General features: G+C 51.8%; 16 protein-coding genes and 1 pseudogene. 8 read left to right on the top strand and 9 right to left on the bottom strand.

Annotated features, from left to right (window positions below):
* Positions 1 to 467: 467 nt before the first annotated feature.
* Both ACR0MI_RS21870 and ACR0MI_RS21865 read right to left on the bottom strand, forming a co-directional pair.
* On the bottom strand, positions 468 to 3,005 hold the full coding sequence (locus ACR0MI_RS21870; RefSeq protein ID WP_170619820.1) for an ATP-binding protein: 2,538 nt from the start codon (positions 3,003 to 3,005) through the stop codon (positions 468 to 470).
* Between the two features lie 48 nt (positions 3,006 to 3,053).
* Positions 3,054 to 3,533: a molybdopterin-binding protein gene (locus ACR0MI_RS21865; protein WP_170617483.1), complete on the bottom strand. Its 480-nt coding sequence runs from the start codon at positions 3,531 to 3,533 to the stop codon at positions 3,054 to 3,056.
* A 135-nt stretch (positions 3,534 to 3,668) separates the two neighbouring features.
* Here ACR0MI_RS21865 and ACR0MI_RS21860 point away from each other — a divergent pair, with 135 nt between their 5' ends.
* Complete coding sequence (locus ACR0MI_RS21860; RefSeq protein WP_170617481.1) at positions 3,669 to 4,289, top strand: response regulator transcription factor; 621 nt, start codon at positions 3,669 to 3,671, stop codon at positions 4,287 to 4,289.
* Positions 4,290 to 4,671: 382 nt separating this feature from the next.
* Here the strand turns inward: ACR0MI_RS21860 and ACR0MI_RS21855 are convergent.
* Positions 4,672 to 5,783: pseudogene (locus ACR0MI_RS21855) on the bottom strand (IS3 family transposase).
* A 747-nt stretch (positions 5,784 to 6,530) separates the two neighbouring features.
* On the opposite strand from ACR0MI_RS21855, the gene ACR0MI_RS21850 reads away from it, so the two are divergent.
* Complete coding sequence (locus tag ACR0MI_RS21850; protein WP_170817360.1) at positions 6,531 to 6,707, top strand: hypothetical protein; 177 nt, start codon at positions 6,531 to 6,533, stop codon at positions 6,705 to 6,707.
* Positions 6,708 to 6,989: 282 nt separating this feature from the next.
* Here the strand turns inward: ACR0MI_RS21850 and ACR0MI_RS21845 are convergent, their stop codons facing one another.
* Positions 6,990 to 7,415 carry a hypothetical protein gene (locus ACR0MI_RS21845; RefSeq protein WP_480442445.1) on the bottom strand — a complete coding sequence of 142 codons (426 nt, stop codon included), beginning with the start codon at positions 7,413 to 7,415 and terminating at the stop codon, positions 6,990 to 6,992.
* Between the two features lie 316 nt (positions 7,416 to 7,731).
* On the opposite strand from ACR0MI_RS21845, the gene ACR0MI_RS21840 reads away from it, so the two are divergent.
* Complete coding sequence (locus ACR0MI_RS21840; RefSeq protein ID WP_170817361.1) at positions 7,732 to 8,181, top strand: phasin family protein; 450 nt, start codon at positions 7,732 to 7,734, stop codon at positions 8,179 to 8,181.
* A gap of 58 nt (positions 8,182 to 8,239) precedes the next feature.
* Positions 8,240 to 8,476 (top strand): universal stress protein, encoded by a 237-nt coding sequence (locus ACR0MI_RS21835; protein ID WP_480442346.1) that lies wholly within the window; start codon positions 8,240 to 8,242, stop codon positions 8,474 to 8,476.
* 188 nt (positions 8,477 to 8,664) lie between these two features.
* Here the strand turns inward: ACR0MI_RS21835 and ACR0MI_RS21830 are convergent, their stop codons facing one another.
* From ACR0MI_RS21830 to ACR0MI_RS21815, 4 genes are all read right to left on the bottom strand, one after another.
* Complete coding sequence (locus ACR0MI_RS21830; RefSeq protein WP_170619817.1) at positions 8,665 to 9,114, bottom strand: DUF411 domain-containing protein; 450 nt, start codon at positions 9,112 to 9,114, stop codon at positions 8,665 to 8,667.
* A 437-nt stretch (positions 9,115 to 9,551) separates the two neighbouring features.
* The gene (locus ACR0MI_RS21825) at positions 9,552 to 10,787 is read right to left on the bottom strand and encodes an adenylate/guanylate cyclase domain-containing protein (protein WP_170617387.1); all 1,236 of its coding nucleotides are present in this window, start codon (positions 10,785 to 10,787) and stop codon (positions 9,552 to 9,554) included.
* An 812-nt stretch (positions 10,788 to 11,599) separates the two neighbouring features.
* Positions 11,600 to 13,513, bottom strand: coding sequence for a DUF3604 domain-containing protein (locus ACR0MI_RS21820; protein ID WP_170617389.1), 1,914 nt, complete (start codon positions 13,511 to 13,513; stop codon positions 11,600 to 11,602).
* Positions 13,514 to 13,736: 223 nt separating this feature from the next.
* The gene (locus ACR0MI_RS21815; RefSeq protein ID WP_480855584.1) at positions 13,737 to 14,294 is read right to left on the bottom strand and encodes a tetratricopeptide repeat protein; all 558 of its coding nucleotides are present in this window, start codon (positions 14,292 to 14,294) and stop codon (positions 13,737 to 13,739) included.
* Between the two features lie 757 nt (positions 14,295 to 15,051).
* On the opposite strand from ACR0MI_RS21815, the gene ACR0MI_RS21810 reads away from it, so the two are divergent.
* From ACR0MI_RS21810 to ACR0MI_RS21795, 4 genes are all read left to right on the top strand, one after another.
* The gene (locus ACR0MI_RS21810) at positions 15,052 to 15,747 is read left to right on the top strand and encodes a DUF374 domain-containing protein (RefSeq protein ID WP_170617391.1); all 696 of its coding nucleotides are present in this window, start codon (positions 15,052 to 15,054) and stop codon (positions 15,745 to 15,747) included.
* Positions 15,748 to 15,835: 88 nt separating this feature from the next.
* The gene (locus tag ACR0MI_RS21805) at positions 15,836 to 17,359 is read left to right on the top strand and encodes an AMP-binding protein (protein WP_170617393.1); all 1,524 of its coding nucleotides are present in this window, start codon (positions 15,836 to 15,838) and stop codon (positions 17,357 to 17,359) included.
* Complete coding sequence (locus tag ACR0MI_RS21800) at positions 17,359 to 17,646, top strand: acyl carrier protein (RefSeq protein WP_170617395.1); 288 nt, start codon at positions 17,359 to 17,361, stop codon at positions 17,644 to 17,646. The genes ACR0MI_RS21805 and ACR0MI_RS21800 overlap by 1 nt, the downstream gene beginning before the upstream one ends.
* Positions 17,639 to 18,496 (top strand): class I SAM-dependent methyltransferase, encoded by an 858-nt coding sequence (locus tag ACR0MI_RS21795; protein ID WP_170617397.1) that lies wholly within the window; start codon positions 17,639 to 17,641, stop codon positions 18,494 to 18,496. Before ACR0MI_RS21800 ends, ACR0MI_RS21795 begins: the two co-directional genes overlap by 8 nt.
* 129 nt (positions 18,497 to 18,625) lie before the next feature.
* Here the strand turns inward: ACR0MI_RS21795 and ACR0MI_RS21790 are convergent, their stop codons facing one another.
* Positions 18,626 to 19,225, bottom strand: a complete 600-nt coding sequence (locus ACR0MI_RS21790) for a hypothetical protein (protein ID WP_480855581.1) — start codon at positions 19,223 to 19,225, stop codon at positions 18,626 to 18,628.
* Positions 19,226 to 19,500: the final 275 nt, after the last annotated feature.

Here is a 19,500-nt window from a genome sequence, read left to right as displayed (position 1 = left end):
AACGCATCTTCATCCGAATACCGCTTCCGAGCCATCCATCATCCCTTCCGTGACACCAAAATAGTGGCACAGTTTTACGGGGCTAAGACAACGTCAATTGCGTCGGACCAGTTCAGTCTCTGCTCGACTATCATGGCCAAACATCCCCGACTGAACTAATCAATTGTGTTCGGCGTCCGAAAAGCATTTCCGTCCCCAGAGATTTTCTACCAGGCTAATCCTGCAAAGTCTTGCTCCTACAATTTAGACAGTGCTGTACAAGTAGAAAAGCCCGCCGAGCGGAGCCGGCGGGCCTAGAACGATAGCGTTGTTCCAGTGAGTGGTTATCGCTCTGAACTTTGAAGTTCACATCCCATTATTTTTGATCTCACGACTTTCTCAACCTACCAATTAGACTAGACTTGCACACACTTTGCTGGCCTTAAGTATTGCTAGTTCATACAAGGTCCTTACTGTTGTTGGGAAACTTAAAGAGATTGTGGAAACTGTAGCCTATCAACCTGTTCGCGAGTGCCCTTTGTGTCTTTCTTTAGTCTACCAAGGGCGATCTCTAGAGAGGCTACATCAGCCTTCGTAGCAATTATTCGCGTAGTCTCGATTGATTTTGTCAATGAGCGAAAACCGAACAATGCAGCGGCTCCATTTAGCTTATGCAAGTGGGAGGAAAGCTCACTTCTTTCGCTCAAATCGGTGACCTTCTCATGTTGTAAAAAGAAATCTGACATCTCTTGGAAGAAATCCAAAATAGCTTTTCGCATTTGCTCTACACCCAAAGTACCACCCAGCTCTTGGAGTATGTTACTGTCAATTAAAGAAGTGCTAGGCTGCCTAGTGTTTGAATATATGGGCTCTCCCAGCAAGACTCTCTTGAGATCACTCAGGCGAATCGGCTTAGTCGTGTAACCGTTCATTCCAACGGCCAAGGCTCTTTTTAGGAGCGCCTCTTCGTTATAAGCAGACAGACCATGAATCCGGCAATATCTATTCAATCCTTTGGAATTCCTGATCATTTTGGTGAGTTCGCATCCGTCAATGTCCGGTAGACCAACGTCCATGAGAATAACGTCAAACCGCATACTTGTTGCCATTTTGTATGCATCGGCCGCAGAGGTCGCAGAATGGACTCTGTGGCCCAAGCTATTTAACATTTCGCACAAGACTGAATTGTTGACGACGTTGTCTTCGACGACAAGGACGCTTAGTTTTTTGGTGTTGGGCAAGGTGAAATTTGAAGCTGTATGATCGTCTTCAAGCACTTTTTGCATCTGTTCTTCCACTTTCATCTGAGGAAGCTTGAGAGTGAAATGACTTCCGTGCCCCAAATGCGAGTCTACAGTGATATCTCCCCCCATTAGCCTTGCAATTCGCCTTGAAATCGAAAGTCCGAGTCCATCTCCTCTAGATAATCGCCCTTTCACCGGTGCACGGGTCACGTAGTCACCGAATATTTCTTCAAGCTGATCCGTAGGAATTCCATCTCCGGTATCTGAAACAGTCAAAACTAAGTTTCGAGCCTGCTTTGCGTCTTCGAACTTCATCCGGACGCTGACAATTCCGGTGGAAGTGAACTTGATCGCGTTTCCAACAAGGTTTGTAACAATCTGGCCGAAGCGTACTTCGTCGGCGATGAAAGTACCAAACAAGCTTGGTTCGAGATCAGAGTCCAGTTTCAGCCCCTTCTCGGCAGCCAATGCTTCAAGAACTGCAACGACTTGAGATACCTTTTCGTGAGGGTTGAACGAAACTGGTGACAGAACCAAAGCGCCGGATTCTATTCTAGTAATATCAAGTGCTTCGTTAATCTGCTCTAGAAGAACTTCTCCGGATCCCGCAGCCACTTCCAAAAAATGGTTCTGCCTTTCGGTAAGATCTGTGGTTTTGAGTAAGTCCAGAACCCCTAGAATACCAGTGAGAGGAGTCCGCATTTCATGGCTCATGACTTCCAAAAACCGCGATTTTGCGCGATCAGTTCGCTCTGCTCTTTCTTTAGCCTCCAAAAGCGCTTGCTCGTTACGTTTTCTGTCACTTATGTCACGTAGATATACTGCGACCAAGTCTCCCGCTGCGTTCGATACCCTTGTGACATTGATTTCAGCAGGAAACTCATCCCCGTTGCGTCGGGTGCCCACTATCTCAACCCGATTTCTTTTAGTGAGCCCTGAGATCAGGTTGGGACCCTTGTTGTCATCAAATCTGTCGCTTTGGTCAAAATGAACTCCTGGAAGAATTGTGCTCTTGATGTTTTTGCCAAGAACTTCCCCTTTCCTCCAGCCAAATACTCTCTCCGCAGCGTTATTGAACTCTACAATTTCTCCCTTTTCATTGCCGATCACTATGGCATCGAGAGAAGCGGAAACCGTCGATTCCAATCTGCCAGTTGTCTCCCGAAGCGCAAGGTCGCGTTCCCTGGAAATCTGCAACGATCTGTACAAAAACAAAAGTACGGCGGCCAGCACGAAAACAACCGAAATAGCGACCAAACCAGCGTTTCTTAGTGCAGATGAAAACTTTTGCCGACGAGCCTCCGTTCTTTCAGCTCCGATGGTAATACCTAGCAACGCGAGTTCACGTGCTGCCGGTTGATAGAGAGTCGCCAAATCGGCGAGTTCACTAACATTGACGGGTGCATCATAGTTTTGAGTTAGCCGTGAAGCCTCCTCGGCGAACTTTTCAAGTTGTTCCAGCAACTCTAATGCACGGCTATCGCTTTCGATTATGTCTCTTGCGATTCCGTGGCTTACAAGATCAATTCGGCTTAAAGTGATCTGTGTTTGTATTACGGTTCTCAGAGAGTCTGGCCTGTACCGCGAAGCTTCTTCCAGCAAAACGGATCGCAAATTAGCGAATTCAGTATCCAGCTGTAGAACTGTCCATTGGGCATTCTCATTGCCGGCAGTCGCTAAGGCCCGCTGTTCAATCCAAAGACTTGTTCCCAAGGCAACTACGACTGCCACGAGAACCAAAACAGTCGCGGGAAAGATAAACCTGGCTAGACCTCCTATCATTCGACCCTCCAAAATAGTTTCTCCAGTCAGCCGAGAAATTTTCGTAATTCATTCGAGAAGTTCAATTGTTTGCAGTTGCCAAATTGCACGTGAATAGTTCGACTCAGTCTTGTAGTCGGGCCTATCGTCAAAGGGAAACATGACCCAATAAGGTCCTTTTTCGCGAACCGACATGGTTGATCCGTCAACTCGGGTCGCGATAATCGGTACTTCTGCCTCTAGCTCGGCAACAGGTATCTTCACCGAATAATCATTCAAAGCGGACAGTTTAAGCTGTTGAACTTCGGCATCGAGGTATTGAAGCAAGCTGGCAACCGGAACACCGCTGAATTGGTTAACTCCATCTGTCCAGATTGTTGAAGTTGAAAAGGAAACCTGTTTCATTGTGTCTAGATCTTCCAATGAGAGGTTTTTCTGTTCTCCTCCGGCAAATACAACTGTCAACGGAATTTGGTCTTGCGCTCTGACCGTTGAAGAACACACTAAGGCGACAGCAGTAGTGATGCTAAGGAAATTTCTTGAACTCATAGAATTGGCCTCCCTGGAAGCATGATGTTACTGTGGCGTTGTCACTGCTTCGAGCGTCGAACAGCGAATGAATGAACCTAGGTCGATCGTTGCTTGTGGCATAACAGTTTTTTCTCGGGGGCATTCCGTTACTTGATGAGTACCATCTTAATTGCCGATGATCATCAACTGGTTCGCGATACATTGGCCACCTATCTGGCCGAAAAAGCTGGGTTTGAAGTAAAGGTAGCTTCAAGTGCAGAAGAAGCTTATGTTGTGATTTCTGCCTTCAAAAACATCGACCTCGCGATTCTGGACTATCAGATGCCAGGTATGAACGATCTGGAAGGACTGGTTCGACTCAAATCACGTTTTCCAGACCAAAAAACAGCCATTATTTCCGGTGTCGCCTCCCCTGAAGTTGCTGACAGAGCCATTGAACTTGGGGCACTCGCTTTTTTTCCAAAGTCCATGCCAGTGGATTTGATGCTCGACAGTATCAATGAACTAACCGGAGATAGGTCGATCGCGCGCTCAGCAGGCATTCAACAAAAGCAGCCCGGTGCTTTCCCAAAGGACTATGGCCTGACAATTCGGGAACAACAGATTCTTGACATGCTTGCATCCGGCCAATCCAACAAATCGATAGCACAAGACCTGCTACTAAAAGAAGTAACGGTAAAATTTCACGTCACGAACATACTTGGAAAACTTGGAGTGAGTAACAGAACTCAAGCCGCGTTGCTTGCCAAGTCAAGTTCACACTCTCGGGGATAGTAGGCCCAACTAAAAGCAAACGGACTTGATGTTATACTCAACCCAAATTGCAGCCCGCGCAACGATCATTCAGGCGATCAGGTTGCCGGCACTGTCTTGGTTCAACCTAACAAAAATTCTTGCGGCACGTTTGGAATTGTCTAGCTCAGAACAAGGTCAAAAGGCACACTTATTGGTTGGCTAAATGGCCCCAATCATCGGATCTGCCCGGAATCCAGCAAAGAATTAGTCGCTCCACCTAACAAGTAGAGGAGCGACCAGAACGATCTAAAAATTACAACCACTCACAGATTGCTACTTTAGTATAGTAATCGAACGCAGCTGAAGCGAGAAAAAACTCACAGATCGTGCGAGTTTGACCTGCTCCCCTTGGAGTCCGCGTCTATAGGTTAGCTCTGTTCAGGGTTTGGTCCTCTCTTGACCTTTGGTGATACTCCCACGGCGTGAGCCCGTCGAGGCTCGAATGTGGGCGGTGGTGATTGTAGTCGGCGCGCCATGCCGCGATCATGCGGCAGGCATGGCGCAAAGACGGTATCAGGTGCTCGTTGAGGCATTCCTAGCGCATCCATCCGTTGAAGCTCTCGACCAGGCCGTGCTGCATGGGCTTTCCCGGCGCGATGTAGTGCCAGCCGACCTTGCGGTCCTCTTGCCATTTGAGCATCGCATTACTGGTCAGTTCGGTCCCATTGTCGCTGACCACAAGACATGGATACCCGCGAAGCTCGGTGATCCGAACCAGTTCGCGGGCGACACGCGCGCCGCCGATGGATGTATCGACCACAGCGGCCAGACATTCTCGGCTGAAGTCATCAATGACGTTTGGCACACGGAACCTGCGGCCATCCTCCAGCGCATCCGACATGAAGTCGAGCGACCATCTCTGGTTCGGCCCCTGTGGGATCGCCATGGGCGTTCTCGTGCCCACTGCGCGCTTGCGTCTACCCCGCTTACGAACGGTTAACCCTTCTTCGCGGTAGAGCCAATACAGCTTCTTCCAGTTCACTTCCCAGCCTTCCCGTTTCAGCAGGATATGCAGGTGGCGGTAGCCGAACCAACGCCGCTCACAGGCCAGTTCTTTCATCCTGGTGCGCAGTTCCGTGTCGGAAGGGCGCTTAGATCGACGCCGATACACACGCGGGTTAATCCCGGTCAACGCACAGGCGCGTCGCTGATTGTAACCCTTGGTCTTCATCGCCCAGTTCACAGCATTCTTCCTCAAACCGGGCTGCAGAAGTTTTTTCCGAGCATCTCTTTCAGTGTCACCACATCCATCATCTGCTCGGCCAGCATCTTCTTCAGTTTGGCGTTCTCGTTTTCCAGCGTCTTCAGTCGCCGCGCGTCTGACACCTCCATGCCGCCATACTTGGAGCGCAACTTGTAGAACGTCGCATCGCTGATGCCGTGCTTGCGGCACAGTTCCTTCGCACCGAGACCAGCTTGGTGTTCCTTCAAAATGCCGATGATTTGTTCTTCGCTGAAACGGCTTCTCTTCATCGTCTGTCTCCTCAGTTGGAGAACAGGCTAACCAAAATTCGAGGACTTCTCAGGGGAGCAGGTCATTTTTACGCATCAGAAAGTTTGAGCAAACGGCTCGCGGGGACATAGTCCACTGCTATCATTACACCTTTTGGGGCATAGTGCGACGCGCCGAACTCGTACCCCCTCATTGAAATCGTAAATCCCCATCAAGGCGCGCCGCTCCACACTGCTACTTGTTCGGCTTGTTCAAATTGGGTCGGTGGAATGAAAAATGCGGTTGTGCTCTGACATCTAAAAACCGCAATTCAATTCTCCAGCGAGCTTTTTGGGGCCCGTGGGGCGGCACGCCGAACCCAACAACCCGCTCATAACCGGTCGCAATATCCGAAATGCGCAAAAAATCAACGCGTGCCGCCCACGGTCAGAGGATTGCATGGTGGCAAAATTATGCCCGCTGCTCGTTACGAAACTTACTTTTTGCCTTTTGGAAACAGACTATTTCGCCAGATTTTGCAATGCTACGGGAATTCCCCAATTTCGAGGATTGGGTGCTCAAGGTAAGTTGTCTTCAACGGAACACTACTACCACTCCGGAATTCCCCCTTGTGAGAGAGGGGCTGGCTCTTACCCCCTCGTCCAGCCCCTCGCTCCACCCATCACAAAGCTATCAATTGCGACAGGCAGTATGCTTGATCTGATTGTAATTGGCAGTGCATATCAGCTTCACGGTCTGGTCCACTCGCTTTTTTCGGGGAGTTCCAGGTGAGCGACACTCGGGTCGCGTTGTTTCAGAAGCCCTTTCGTACTATTTTCTTCAATCTCGTGGAACACTTTTTTGGTTTAGTGTTGCAGCGTTATGCGGCTTTTTCTGATCGGCGTTGTTGTGATTTCGCTGTCCGCGGCGGTCTCGTGAACGAGGCGCTACAGGTCCAATTTTGATAACGATGTAGTCGGTTCCTCCCGGCGCACCAGTTGGCGACGAGCTGTTCTAGATTGAACGAAGTAGAAGCGTCAATGCCAGCAATTCCATAATAGATGTCGGTATCTTACTAAAAGTCCGAGCGAATTGCTTGCATCAGGTCCTGCTGACATATCAGTAGCCGAAATCAACTATGCGGTTGTGGGTCGTCAAGGTTCAACTCTCGCTGCGCATCATCAGCGGCGGCGAGACAGGCACAGCAGAAAAACGAATGGTACTAGTTGGCCCGCGCTGCAAGCTAGCTAGAGGGGACAAGAGCAACGCGGGCCCCCCGAAGGGTGGTAGTAGTAATTAGTTAGCGTGATTGCCTGACCCGGCTCCGCGTCGCAGCGCCGCAGGCAAGAAAAATCCGCGCTGCTGAGGGATGGGATCATTCGCGGCGTAGGGTTGCTCCGCAATAACCCCCCGACAAGGCGTGCCACGGCGCGCAAGATCAGGAAAAGAGCACCGGCCCAACCCATGAAGCCAAAGGCCTCATTATCCAACGTGGCGCCAGCCAACAGGAAGAACAGGATGATGAATGGCCATTGATTGTTCTCGATCTCATGAAAAGCACGGTCATGATGGTGGGCAAGATTCCCGACAACTGCGCCTGCAACCATGCCTGATGAAAGAAATGAAACCTCCAGCAATAGCGAAAGACCCGCTGTCAGAAAGACGATACCCACCGCTTCGGCTTTCAGGGGCTCTCCCGTTTTCAAGCGCCCGGTCAGACAAGCGGATGGCACGCCAATCCGGCAAGGATGAGGACACCAAGGGTAATCAGAAAGCCGGCAACGTGCACATAATACCAAGCGTTAACTTCTTGTCTAGACTACTCAAACTCCGACCCTGCCTTGTAGGAACTGATGTCGGAGCGAATGCGAATATCCTTACACGATCTGAACCGAGGATCATAAGATTAAGGGATATTGATCTGTATTAAGGCGGATGCCCACCGCAAGTGGCACAATAGGTCAATCAGGGAATGAGGAGGAATTTTTGATGCCGACAAAGAAGTCCAAGTCAAATTACTCGGCTTCACTCGTGGACGTTTTCAAGAATATGCAGCCGCCCATGTCTGGCAATCCGGCCTTCGGTGCCCAGATCGAACAATTCTGGGACGCACAAGAAAAAATGCTTGAGGAAACAGAGGCCTTTGCGCAGCATTGGTTCGAGCGGCGACATGAGGCGGTCCGAACGGCCCTGCAAGCTGCGCGTGAAGTGTCTTACGCTAACCCGTCGGAACCCTCGAAAGCCCTTCAGAGTATGGCGGAATGGCAGCGCCACTCGACGGAGCGATTGGTTGCTGACGCGCAGGAATGGTTCGAAACCGTGGCCCGTTGTGCAGTATATGTCGCTGAAACCGAGTCTGAAGCTGTTGAGCAAACAGTTGATGATGTTGCAGCCGCTACAAAGAGCGCAGGGAATTCTTCAAAGTCTGAGCCGGTTTAGATTTCCTGCTGCCGACTAAACCAGATTGAAATCATCAGAGAAGTAGATAGGAGGTCAAATGTACAAGAACATCCTGATCCCGGTTGCACTGGACCAAGAGCACGACACCCAAGCATCGTTTGAGGCCGCACACCAATTGGCTGATGCGGACGCTGTATTTACTGTTGTGCACGTCCAAGAGCCTATCCCCGCGTATGTGGGGTCTCAGATTCCAAGCGAAGTGCTTGCGAAGCTGCCAGAGCCGAGTTGCGACTGGTTCATCTGTCCCGGCACCTGCAAACAACACCACTGTTGAGCGCAGATCAAATCCAACAGTACAGCATTCTAAGAGGGTATGCGAACGACCCGTGCTCCAATGTGCCCGAAGGCCACGACCCAGCCATGTGGAAAAAACACAACGGTTGCAGCTGAATCCTTTTGAAATCAGCGCAAACTAATGTTGGACATGGAGCTGGGAAATCTGATTGCCCTTCATCCAATCTCTCAGCTGTGTCGAGCAAACACACTCGTCGTCCCATCCAGACCAACGAGCAAGGTTTCATAAGGTTCTCGTTCGTCTGAAAAATCCATGCCGGGTGAACCCATCGGCATGCCTGGAACTGTCAGGCCGAGGCCTTCAGGATGTTCGGACAAAAGTCGATTTATGTCTTCTGCCGGAACATGACCTTCGACAAAAAAGTCCCCAACAATTGCAGTGTGGCAACTGGAAAGCACATCTGAGATTTTCATTTGTTCTTTAAGCGACCACAGCTGCTCCTGTTCCACGTTCAGTGTATCGGCGCGAAATCCTGCGGAAATCAGGTGATCCACCCATGCGGCACAACAGCCGCAGGTTGGCGTCTTGTAGACTTTGATGAGTGGGGCTTCTTGACCGACGGAAGGAGTGGCTAACACTGCTGCTGTACCCGCTAGTAAAAATTCGCGTCGTTTCATTGGTCTCTTCTCCGCTTCCTCATGGGACTACAAAGATATTGTGCCAAGGCCAAACTTTTCAATGTTACCGGACTGAGCATCAAACGGGCAGTTTCGATACAAGATCTGAATCTCAATCCAAGTAACACTGGTCGCCAAACGTTTTGTGAGTTGCGTCGCGTATGGCTCAAGTTCACTCGAGCGTTCGGCAATGGACCTCGCGATCGACGTCGTGGTGAGGTCCATAGCAACCTTCTAAGCCGTGGCCATGCCAATTGCCTTGGTGGTGCCTGCCCGTGCACCCTGACACTGCAATCACTATGACCAAGAATGCCGCTCTGCGCGAGTACTTGATCCAACGGTTCTGTTCCATGTGTCAAACAACTTAGCAGCGATCCAGCCACCTATGCTTTGACGCAGGTCAACTCCCGATTGCGGCAGCTTCCAAACAGCGGCAGTTAGTCTATCGTGAACAGCTCCTGTCTTTCAGCAACTCCGCGCAATCTGTATTGCCCCAGGGAAACAAGACTTGGAATAGAGCCCACCAAGTCGCCCGCCACCTTGTCGGAAACCACAATGTTCTGATCGAGCGCGCTGCACATGCCTAAAATGCGGGAGGTAGTATTGACCGCTGGGCCGACCACTGTGAAATCCAAGCGAGACCTACCGCCAATATTGCCGTAAAGAACATCGCCTGCGTGCAACGAAAGAGTGAAGCCGGTCGTTGGCAAACCATCCGCTTGCCGTCGTTGGTTGAGATCCTCAAAGGTATCCCGCAACTCCGCTGCCGCGTGAATTGCGACGCGGCGAGCGTCTGGAACTTGATTGATATCGAAGATGGCAAGCATTCCATCTCCCATGAATTTCAGAACGTTACCGCCATTGCGTTCGACTACGTCAACAGCTTCCGCGAAGTAGTCGTTTAGCAATTCTATGATTGAATCCCCCGGAAGCGCCTCTGACAATTTGGTAAATCCTTGCAAATCAAAATACCAAATCACCGCTGAAATAGTTTCCGATGAACCTCGGGTGATGTCCCCGGAAAGAACGCGCCTACTGGCGTCTTTTCCCAAGTACGCGGCGGTTATGTCTTCAGCCATCAGCCGGTTTGCCCCGCACTTCAGCGTCAGGCAAAGTGGAGATATCAGTTGACGCAAACCGTCAAGTTGCTGGCTTGTGAAGCCCCCGCTCGCGTCGGTTGCCAACGAAATAATGGCACCTTCTTCGGCCTGCATCGGGTCAACAGGCGTAGCGTTGTCCTGAACAAGGAAGAACCGTTTGACAGCAAAGTAGTCAGTTGCACCGCGCTCGCGAAGTTCGTCGAAGATCGGAAAGTTGAGCTCTGGTTCTTCGACTGTAAGGTCTTGTCTGATCTCTTCAATGTTGTTTGCCAAAAGATAGTAAATCGGGCTTAGAACGTATTCCTCAGGCGCATCTGATCTTCGGACAAAGTCCTGTCGTTCATTTCCGCCATCTCTGTGCCAGCGGAAAGCAACTGTCCCAATCTCCGGATGATGAGCGCGCACTGTGATGTTTGCTCTTTGAAGTGGAATTCCTGCCGAAACAAGACGGTTGCAGAATGCTTCTAGCCAGAGCTCCACAGGAGCATTCTCCAAGCCCTGTTGAACCAGCCAGTCGGCTATGTCCTTTACGGCCGCGGTCAGTTCCCAGTTTTGGACTAATGGAGCTGCCATGATGACCTCTCAACGAATTGACTGTTCCGTTAGTTCTCAGTCTATTTAACTTCAAGGACACTTCAATTTCAATTTCCAGCGCTGCTGTCATTATTCATCGCCCGCTTTTTGTCTTTTTTTGAATTTAGAGGCAATCCCGACGTTTAAGTACTTCACGATAAGTTGGTGGATGGCCCACTCACAAGCCCCCCTGCCGAACTGGACTGCAAATGTCCAGGACGGTTGACTAAGTCCCTTCAATTGCGGTTTCGACGTGGCCACAGAACTTATCAATATCGCGCTCTAGCATATCGCTTTCTCGGGTCTCATCTCTGACCGCCGATAGTTCATCTACAACAACCCGCAAGTCTCCTTTGGGAACTTCTTCAGCAATGCGCTTCAAAGCTCGAATTAGGGCGGCCGTTACGAGGCCATTGCCCCTGACTGCGCGTCTCAATGCTGGCATCGAGTCCTGAAACAACGACTCTGCTGTGATGGATGGATAAACCACCCGCACGGCGCCGTCGTCATCCCGATATACACCCGTGTCTTCGCCAAAGCGCTGCTAGAGCCTGGGCCCAATTGATCCTGCTACCAAGGTGTAGACTAACAGAATAATGGAAGCAGACTTTGCAAAGTACAGCGTGCGGCCACTGCCGGCGTTACCAGCGAGAAGACACGGTGGCACCAGAACAGGTCTTTGATTTGTCCTGCGACTGAACCAGACGACGTCCTCACGCTTTGGAGACTTTCGAGCCATTGGAGCTGGTTGCCAACTTGTTCCATGGGAATCGAAAATGATCAAGACCTGCTTTGTCGCAATACTAGTTTTACTATTCGGCGCTGAACCAAATCGGCGATGTGTAAGCACGGTCTTGGACTTCTGCGGGAACCGCCTCGGGCAGCGGTATATCGTAGAAAGCTGCGTCTATGGTCGTCCATCGCGGCTTTGGAATTTCGATCACTCTCACATAGTAAAAAGCGTTGTTGTTCGGGTCAAAATCTGGGTCTTGCCAATAACCGGCGAGCTCCACGGAACCGATTGAGTTGCTGTATGTCGCGCTTTCAATGTCTACCGTCGAGCCTACTGGTTCGCGTGCGCGGCCATCCTCTCCAATCTCTCGGTCATCGGAGACTGCCACGTCGAAGATCCGCTCATGGGTTTCGCCACTCTCGTCGATCCAGCCTTTGATAATTTGGACTCGGTCGAGGTTCGCGCCATCTGGGTCGCGCAGCGCCCGGATCAGGAAGCTGGGAGAAACCCCATTAGGCGCGTTCCTAAGGTCTCCGCCCATCGGCACACCGTTCTTATACCCGTTGGAAACAAAATCCGAGGCGTACAGATCATCGGCATCAAAATCCCAGCCGCCAAAGACCCGGACTCGCATTCGCGGCCCGGTCGTAGCGTAGGCCTCTTTACGCTTGATTGCTCCGTGGACTTCCTCGCGGGTGTTTTCGCGCGCCCAAACAGCGGTGAGGCCAGCAGCCGATTCTTGCGCCGTAATGATACGCAATGCCGGGTCTTCGGCCGGGATTACATCAAAGTTGTGACGGTTCGCTGAAGGCTCTGTGTGTTGGTACTTTCCAAAGTAGTTGTCCTCGCGCGTGGTTGGGAGCGCGGTGTGCGTGTCCGTCGTGCCGTAGAAGCCGAACTTGAATGGGTTAACGCCTGTCTTACGCTGAACTTCGAGCCCGACCTTCAACGCAGAGCGCCCATACTCGTAGCGCAACATTTCAGGGGTCTTTGCGACGGTGCCCGAGATGTTCGCAACGTCCCAGGTTTCGAAATCCGCAAACTCATCATCAGGTGACAGCAATGGGTGCGTTTCCTCATCCCCCTTAATCTGGGTTACCTCATGCATCGGCTCCCAACGAATGCGTTTGGCCGCGTATTTCGCATCCATAGGTGTTCCGTCGAATTTCGTAGGCGCGAACATTATTCCGTTGGATATATTTCCGTTATGCGGAACAGATACTGCGCTTCCGCCCGTCTCTTCTTCGTACGCAGCCAGATAGTCCCACAGCGGCTCAGGGTCTTCGCTTTCAAAATAGGTAAATGGGCGGGTTCGACCGGTCTTATCGGCGCCGTCTCCGAAGATCACCACTCGGTGGAGATTGTTACCTCTCGGAGTTGATGTCCACTCGTACCCAGCCAATGATGTGAAGACGCCGGGTTCGTAGTATTCGTCGACCGTTTCCACGATTTGTTGCCAAAGGTCACCGTCCAAATCCAATCCAGCGGTCGGGTCTCGCCCTTCGATTGATGCGATTTCGATGATATCAGCGAACGCCTCCATCCGACCTTCTTGCCCAGAATTGAACCTTTCGTAAGTCAAACGACCCCACTCGTCAGCCAAAAGCCGAGGGTCAGCTGCTCGAACGGCGGTCGCAAGTCCCAACATTTCCGCGTGTTCAGTAATTGCGAGGAAATCGAGGCGCCTAATGAGTTGAACAGGTTGCCCAGTGTTTGAGGTTATCCTGTCACCGCGGGCCACACGGAAGGCGTCGTGGATGTTCAAAGAAGTCCCAACAAGCCCTGCGTCGAATGAAATTTCAGTGTGGAAGTGAAGATCACCAAATAGAACTTCATCAGGATAAGATCGGTCAACAAAAGGAGAGTAGGTCTGTGCGGGGACCACCGTATTAGGAGGTACTTCGCCTTCAAAGCCAACTGCTTGCGTTCCAAATGAAAGCGCTAAGGCGGTTGCAGCATGCAACATAATCGTGGGTTCAAAGTGAGTTCTCATGACTGCCCCCAAGACAAAAAAATAAAGCATATGTGTACGAGAAAGCGTGCATAAAATCAAATATTCAAGTGAGTTGGGTCCACCGTCCCCCATCCGCGCTCATGGACCTGTCTAAGACTCGATCTTATGAGTCTGCTTTGGGCTGCGAACCGCCGAAAAAACAAAGCGCAGAGAAACGCGTAGTTGAGGCCGCGGCGGTTGGACATTAGAGTAATATCCGGCTTCAGCCGGTCATACCTGCCGCCTGTAGCCTATTGGCAAGACGCTCAAAATGATCCGGTCGCCGCCACATAGACCGAAACCCGCTGGCCAAGCAATCTACTGTGTCATCCTCAACCACAATACCTCGACTTGTGAACTCATCGTGACGTTCGGTGACGAATTCTCGCAATGCGTCGGAGGCGTCTCGCTCTCGTCCGAGCTGCGCGTAAGACGCAGCAACAAATGCAGTGGCCAATGAGTTCAGCCGCGCTGCTCCCATTAGAAAACTAAGCACTGCTTTATAGTTGCCGTTGAAAAATTCGACCTGACCCATAATCCATTCGATGGCAGACGGATGCAGCGGATCCAGTCCCATAGCTTCCGAAACCACTGCTCGCACCTTTTCGCGCTGGCCGAGCAGTAGGAAAGCATAGCCGCACCAAGCAATAGACTCCGCCTCGCTTTCTATCATGGAAAGTGTCTTGTTGAATTGCGCCTCGGCCCCATCCCAAAGTCCGGCACAGAGATAAGCAAACCCAAGCTGGTTCTGAATATAGACGTCGCGGTTGTCGAGTGCCACGCCCTTTCGGGCGATTTTCAATGTGTGGATTGCGCCGTTGCGGTCGAAAATATGGATTTTACCGAAGCGGAACTCTTCAGGATTAATGAGGTCAGTGCGGAAGAGGACATTAATCTATGGGCGCTATCCTCGGAAACTGCGTAGGATTACTGACAACTGTTTTTTGGTGCGATTAGGTTTTTCTGCGTAATCGCTTGGCGTTTCTGCTTTGGGCTAGAAGCGGCCTTGCGGCGAGTCAGCAGCTCGACTTGCAACCTAGTCCCAAAAGCAGTCATTACACTAATTGAGCTGGTCCGGTGTTTTCAAAGGCTTGGCCGAATGCTCTGACAATCGGCTTGAGAAAGCTGTCGTTCGCAAGTTTCGTGCTGACCGACCGCTTCTAGCCTGAATTGCATCAAAATTCAGCAGAATCCGAAGGTCTAGGGCAGTGGATGACGCTGAGCCGACGGCCACGCCGTTCGCGAAGCAGTCGCTCACGCCGAAAGCCGCGAATTACTAAATCGAGCCCAAACCGGAAGCACCTCTGCTCTGGCAACAGCACGCGCAGTAACATGAATGACCGAAGTTTTTAGTTCAGCCGCAGAGAGCTAAATTGCCAATTAGCCAAAAAATCCTTCTTTGTGCTGACTGAATATCGACCCGCGGGCCCTGCCTGCTGAAGAGACTTGTTCATCGCAGCACAAGAATCTTCCAGCTCTTTATTGCTTTCATTAACCCGGTTGCCGAAGATAGCCACAACGGTTGCCGGTGAAAAGTGATGGGAAAAAAAAGAAAAATTGCAGACATCCCGTGGCTCAACCGCAGCGTCGAAGCAATGGTAGCGGCATGGATTTGGCTGGCATTTTCGACATCAAGGTGGGAGAGGATCGGATTTGAAGACCTCGAAGACTCATTGCGGAGCGGCGAGCCAGCAATCATCGTGCTTTGGCACCAACGACTGATGATGTCGCCGTACTTGTTTGACCCTTCGCTTGGACCAATTTGTTCGCTTACATCCTCTTCAAGAGCTGGTCAGCTTGCTGGAAATGTCGTCAAACGATTTGGGTTGGGTACGATTAGCATGTCTTCGCACCAACGCCATGTCGCGCTGACGCGGGCGGTTTTGCGAGGCATTCGCGAGGGCGTATCTCTTGGAGTGGCAGCAGATGGCCCTAGAGGCCCAGCCCGGATTGCCTCGCTTGCCCCAGTAACCTGGGCACGCGCTTCTACGAAACGCGTTTTTTTGGTTAGTTACTCGGCGCGGCGGGTCCACGTCCTGCCGACTTGGGACAAGATGTGGTTTCCCGCGTTGTGGACTCGCGGCGTCTTGTTTTGCCAGGAATGGCATGAAGCTGTTTCGAGCGTTCCAGACGACATCGAAACCGAGAGGCTTCGACTTAGTTTGCAAAAAGCACTGAATGCGGTGACAGATGAGTCCGACCGCGCTGTAGGTCGTGTGCCCGAAGGGCGATAGAAGCAGTCCGGCAGGATTCACCATTTTCAGTTGATAGCTGACTCCGACTCGATCATCTTTTAGAAAATGGCATAAAGAGATTTTCCATATGAAAATGTATTGGCCCGAACATTTTGTGTTTGTTGGAAAATCGTCTCCAGATGGTGTGGCGGTTCCGAGGGCACGCATCGCCCGTCGCGCCGCGCTGATCGCGGAGCTTTTGAAATCGAACGGTGTATCGCCGGGTGATCGCGTCGCCATGTGGTTGCACCGAGGCGAAGACCAGATCGCGGCCATGTTCGGATGCTGGTCCGCCGGCGCGGCTTTTTGTGTGCTGCCTTCCTTTGCGGGTCGGACTGCGACTGAACGGTCGCGGCACCGTGTGGATGATGTCTGGTCCGTTCTGCAGCCAAGACTGTTGCTCAAGGAGGCGGGCACAGACTTGCCCGAGGCCTTGGATGCTACAGTTGACACGCTGGAGCTGCCGCAAGACAACGCCCAATCGGATTTATCCTTAGATCCAAATAGTTTTCTGGCAAATCGAAGCCCGGACGACATTGCTTTCGTCCAATTCACCTCGGGCAGCACAGGCGGGGCCAAGGGGGCCGTAGTTCGCTTTGGGCAACTTAAGGCCAACCTGGACGCAATAGCGCAGAGATCAAAGCTGTCAGAGACAGATCGGATGGTGTCCTGGGCACCTCTTTATCACGATATGGGCCTCATGGCAGTTCTGCTTCCATTGAGCCGCAAAGCGAACCTAGTACTCATGGAAACTGAACATTTTGTACGTCGCCCGGCCGCGTGGCTGGAAACGATTTCAAACTATGGTGGTACTATTACAACGGCTCCGCCCACAGCGCTGAAACTATTGACGCGCCGGACAGTCAAAAATGTGGACCTGACTGCTCTTCGATATGCATGGATCGGCGGCGAGATGGTGTTTCCGGCAGTGGTTGACGCTTTCGAGGAGGCATACTCCGCTGCAGGATTAAGCAAAGGGGTGGTGCAGCCGACCTATGGGATGGCGGAAACTGTCGTAGGCATTTCCTGTGGTGCTTCTGGTGAAACGTGGTCTGTCAGGAACGGGTACATCTCCTGCGGGCCAGTGCTGCCGGATATGGAGTGCCGGATCGTAACCGAAGACGGAACCAAGATTGGCGCCGGTGATGAGGGGCATATCCAGGTCCGTGGGCCATCAGTTTTGAAAGGCTACCTCGGGCTTGAAGCATTCGCATCGGACGCGTGGTTTGATACGGGCGACTTGGGTTTCATGGATGGCGGTCGATTGTATGTCACCGGTCGAACGAAGGACGTGTTGAAGCGGGGCGCGGAAGCATTCCCTGCAACTGTGGTTGAAGCGGTTGCGGAAAACGCGCTGAACCTCGGCGTCGGACGCGCCGTGGCCTTTGCGTGCATACGTTCCGGCGCAGACCGCGAAGAGATTGTTCTCCTAGTAGAGTGTCGCAACTGGGATGATGATCAAGCCCGTAGGGTGGGCGCTGCAGTGGCTGGCGAACTGGGTTTACAGGTCGATGTAATCAGAAATGCGATAGGAGGACGTTTACCGCGCACCTCCAGTGGAAAACTCATGCGCCAGAAGGCGGCGCAACTATTTAGGGAAGGACGGGTTTGATGGACCAGAAAAACCGGAATGACTGGACAGTTGATCGGCTGATCTCAATTCTGCGCGATCTCGCCAGCGAGAAGATCCTGCCGAACCATCTTGTAAACGGCCACATTACGGGTTCGGATACCGTATCTACTCTGGGGATTGATTCCATTGGCGCCGTCGAGCTCATCGACCATCTTGAGGCCGAATCTCAGGTCCTGTTACCTGATGATTTCCTCGACTTTGAAGACAGAATCGAAGACATTTCTGATCGCCTGAACTCGCTGAAGCCGGGGGCAGCCAATGACTGAATCAAACTCCGGGGCGTCGCAGGAAGCTATTGAGTTTCACTACGATATGCCCGCCGATTTTTTTTCGCTTTGGCTCGGCAGATCTATGACTTACACGGCAGCGCGCTTCACGCAACCGGGCATGACACTGGACGAAGCGCAGGACGAAAAAATCAACTATCACCTCAGTGCCGCGAATGTTGCGTCGGGGCACCGCATGCTGGACATCGGTTGTGGCTGGGGCACTCTGCTGAGCGCTGGGGTCAAACGCCTGGGAGCCGCCTCGGCACACGGCCTTACGCTGAGCCCCCTTCAGCATCGTTACATCGGGTCTTTGGGCCTGCCCAACGTAACCGCGGCTCTGCAAAGCTACGAACATCATGAACCTGAAGAGCCCTACGAGTCCATTGTCAGCGTCGGCGCTTTTGAGCACTTCGTGAAACCCAGTATGTCACGGGAAGAAAGGCTGCGAATTTACTCGGAACTGTTCCGGCGTTGTGCCGAGTGGATGACGCGAGATGGCCGGTTTTCCCTACAGACCATGACGTGGGGTGACGCTGGTCCGGCAGAGCGTGATATGAATAGGATACATGAGATTTTCCCCGAAAGTGACCTGCCAGAAATCGCGGACGTGATCGAAGCGTCCCATCCGCATCTGGAACTGGTTTCAATGGAAAACCGCCCGGAAGACTACCAATACACTCTGGCCGAATGGGCAAAGGGGCTGATAGCCAACAGTGACGCTGCGATCAGGATCGTTGGTGAAGAGCGGTTCAAGTTTTATCTGAACAGTTGCAAGGGTGGGTCCCTGCTATATCGACGCAGACGTTTCTATCTTTGCCGTTTCGTGTTCAGGCGCAGGGGCAGATAAATTATCCGGCCGCGAGCCGGATTTCGATGCGTTTGACAGCATTGAACGTCGGCTTTCCTCAGTCTTTGAAACCGCTTTGCCAAAACAAAGCCGCCCACAACGTGAGCGGCCTTGAGATATTGAGATAAATCAGTTGGTGAGAGAAGCATTGCATTCACGCGCCGCTTCAATCGCTTTCTTCGTACCGGTAAGGCTCACTTCGAACGCAAAATTGCTCTCCGGCATTACGATCATGGTTTCGCGCTCCATCACATCTGCCACGAAGTCGGGGTTGTTGGCCAATAAATAGCCACCCTTGTACCCATCTGCCAGATTGGGTGGCGCTGCTGTTGTATCGCCGTAGTACAACTTGTTGTCCATGAGCAGTTCAACCTTGTCATCTTCGAACTCAATGTCCGCCTTGGTGAAGACCCCTATGTAGCCGAACTCCTTGTCTGGGGTCAGACCCATTTGCACAACGTTTGTATTCTCATCGACCCGTTCAATCAGGCAGGTATTCCGGCTCTTGTCTACAAAGATGTTCCAGCCGGATTCTTCGCCGTAGTTTACAAACTCTGCATTGTCTTTCGGCAGAATGTTCTTGTCCTTGGCGTGCCCTAACGTTGCCCCGAATGCGAGAACAGCCGAAACAAAAACAATCTTAGTTGTAGTTTTCATAGATACGCTCCCAAAAAAATATCGCAAAATGAGGATGCGAGGATAGGCGGTAAACGCCGTTCTTGCAAACAAGCCTCAAAACCGAAGGGAAAGGGCTTCGTTTTTTCCTGAATTGCGGAACGATTTCGGTAGCCAAGCGTTTGATCATCTAACGCCGACCGGACCGGAATTCACCGGCCCGATCGGCCACTAGCGACGGAAAACTCGTTACCCCCTCAATCCCCAAAAAACCCGCATTGTTCGGAGGGAAACCAATTGAACAACGCGGGAAGCAGTTTGGGGTATCCATTCTACGGTGCGGATCGCGGGTTGGATCAAAGTTCCCCGCGCCACCCTAACCTGAGATG

The organism is Ruegeria sp. D4, from assembly GCF_056534475.1.
Note: the sequence above shows the minus strand (reverse complement) of the source record. Positions and strands in the feature narration are given on the sequence as shown.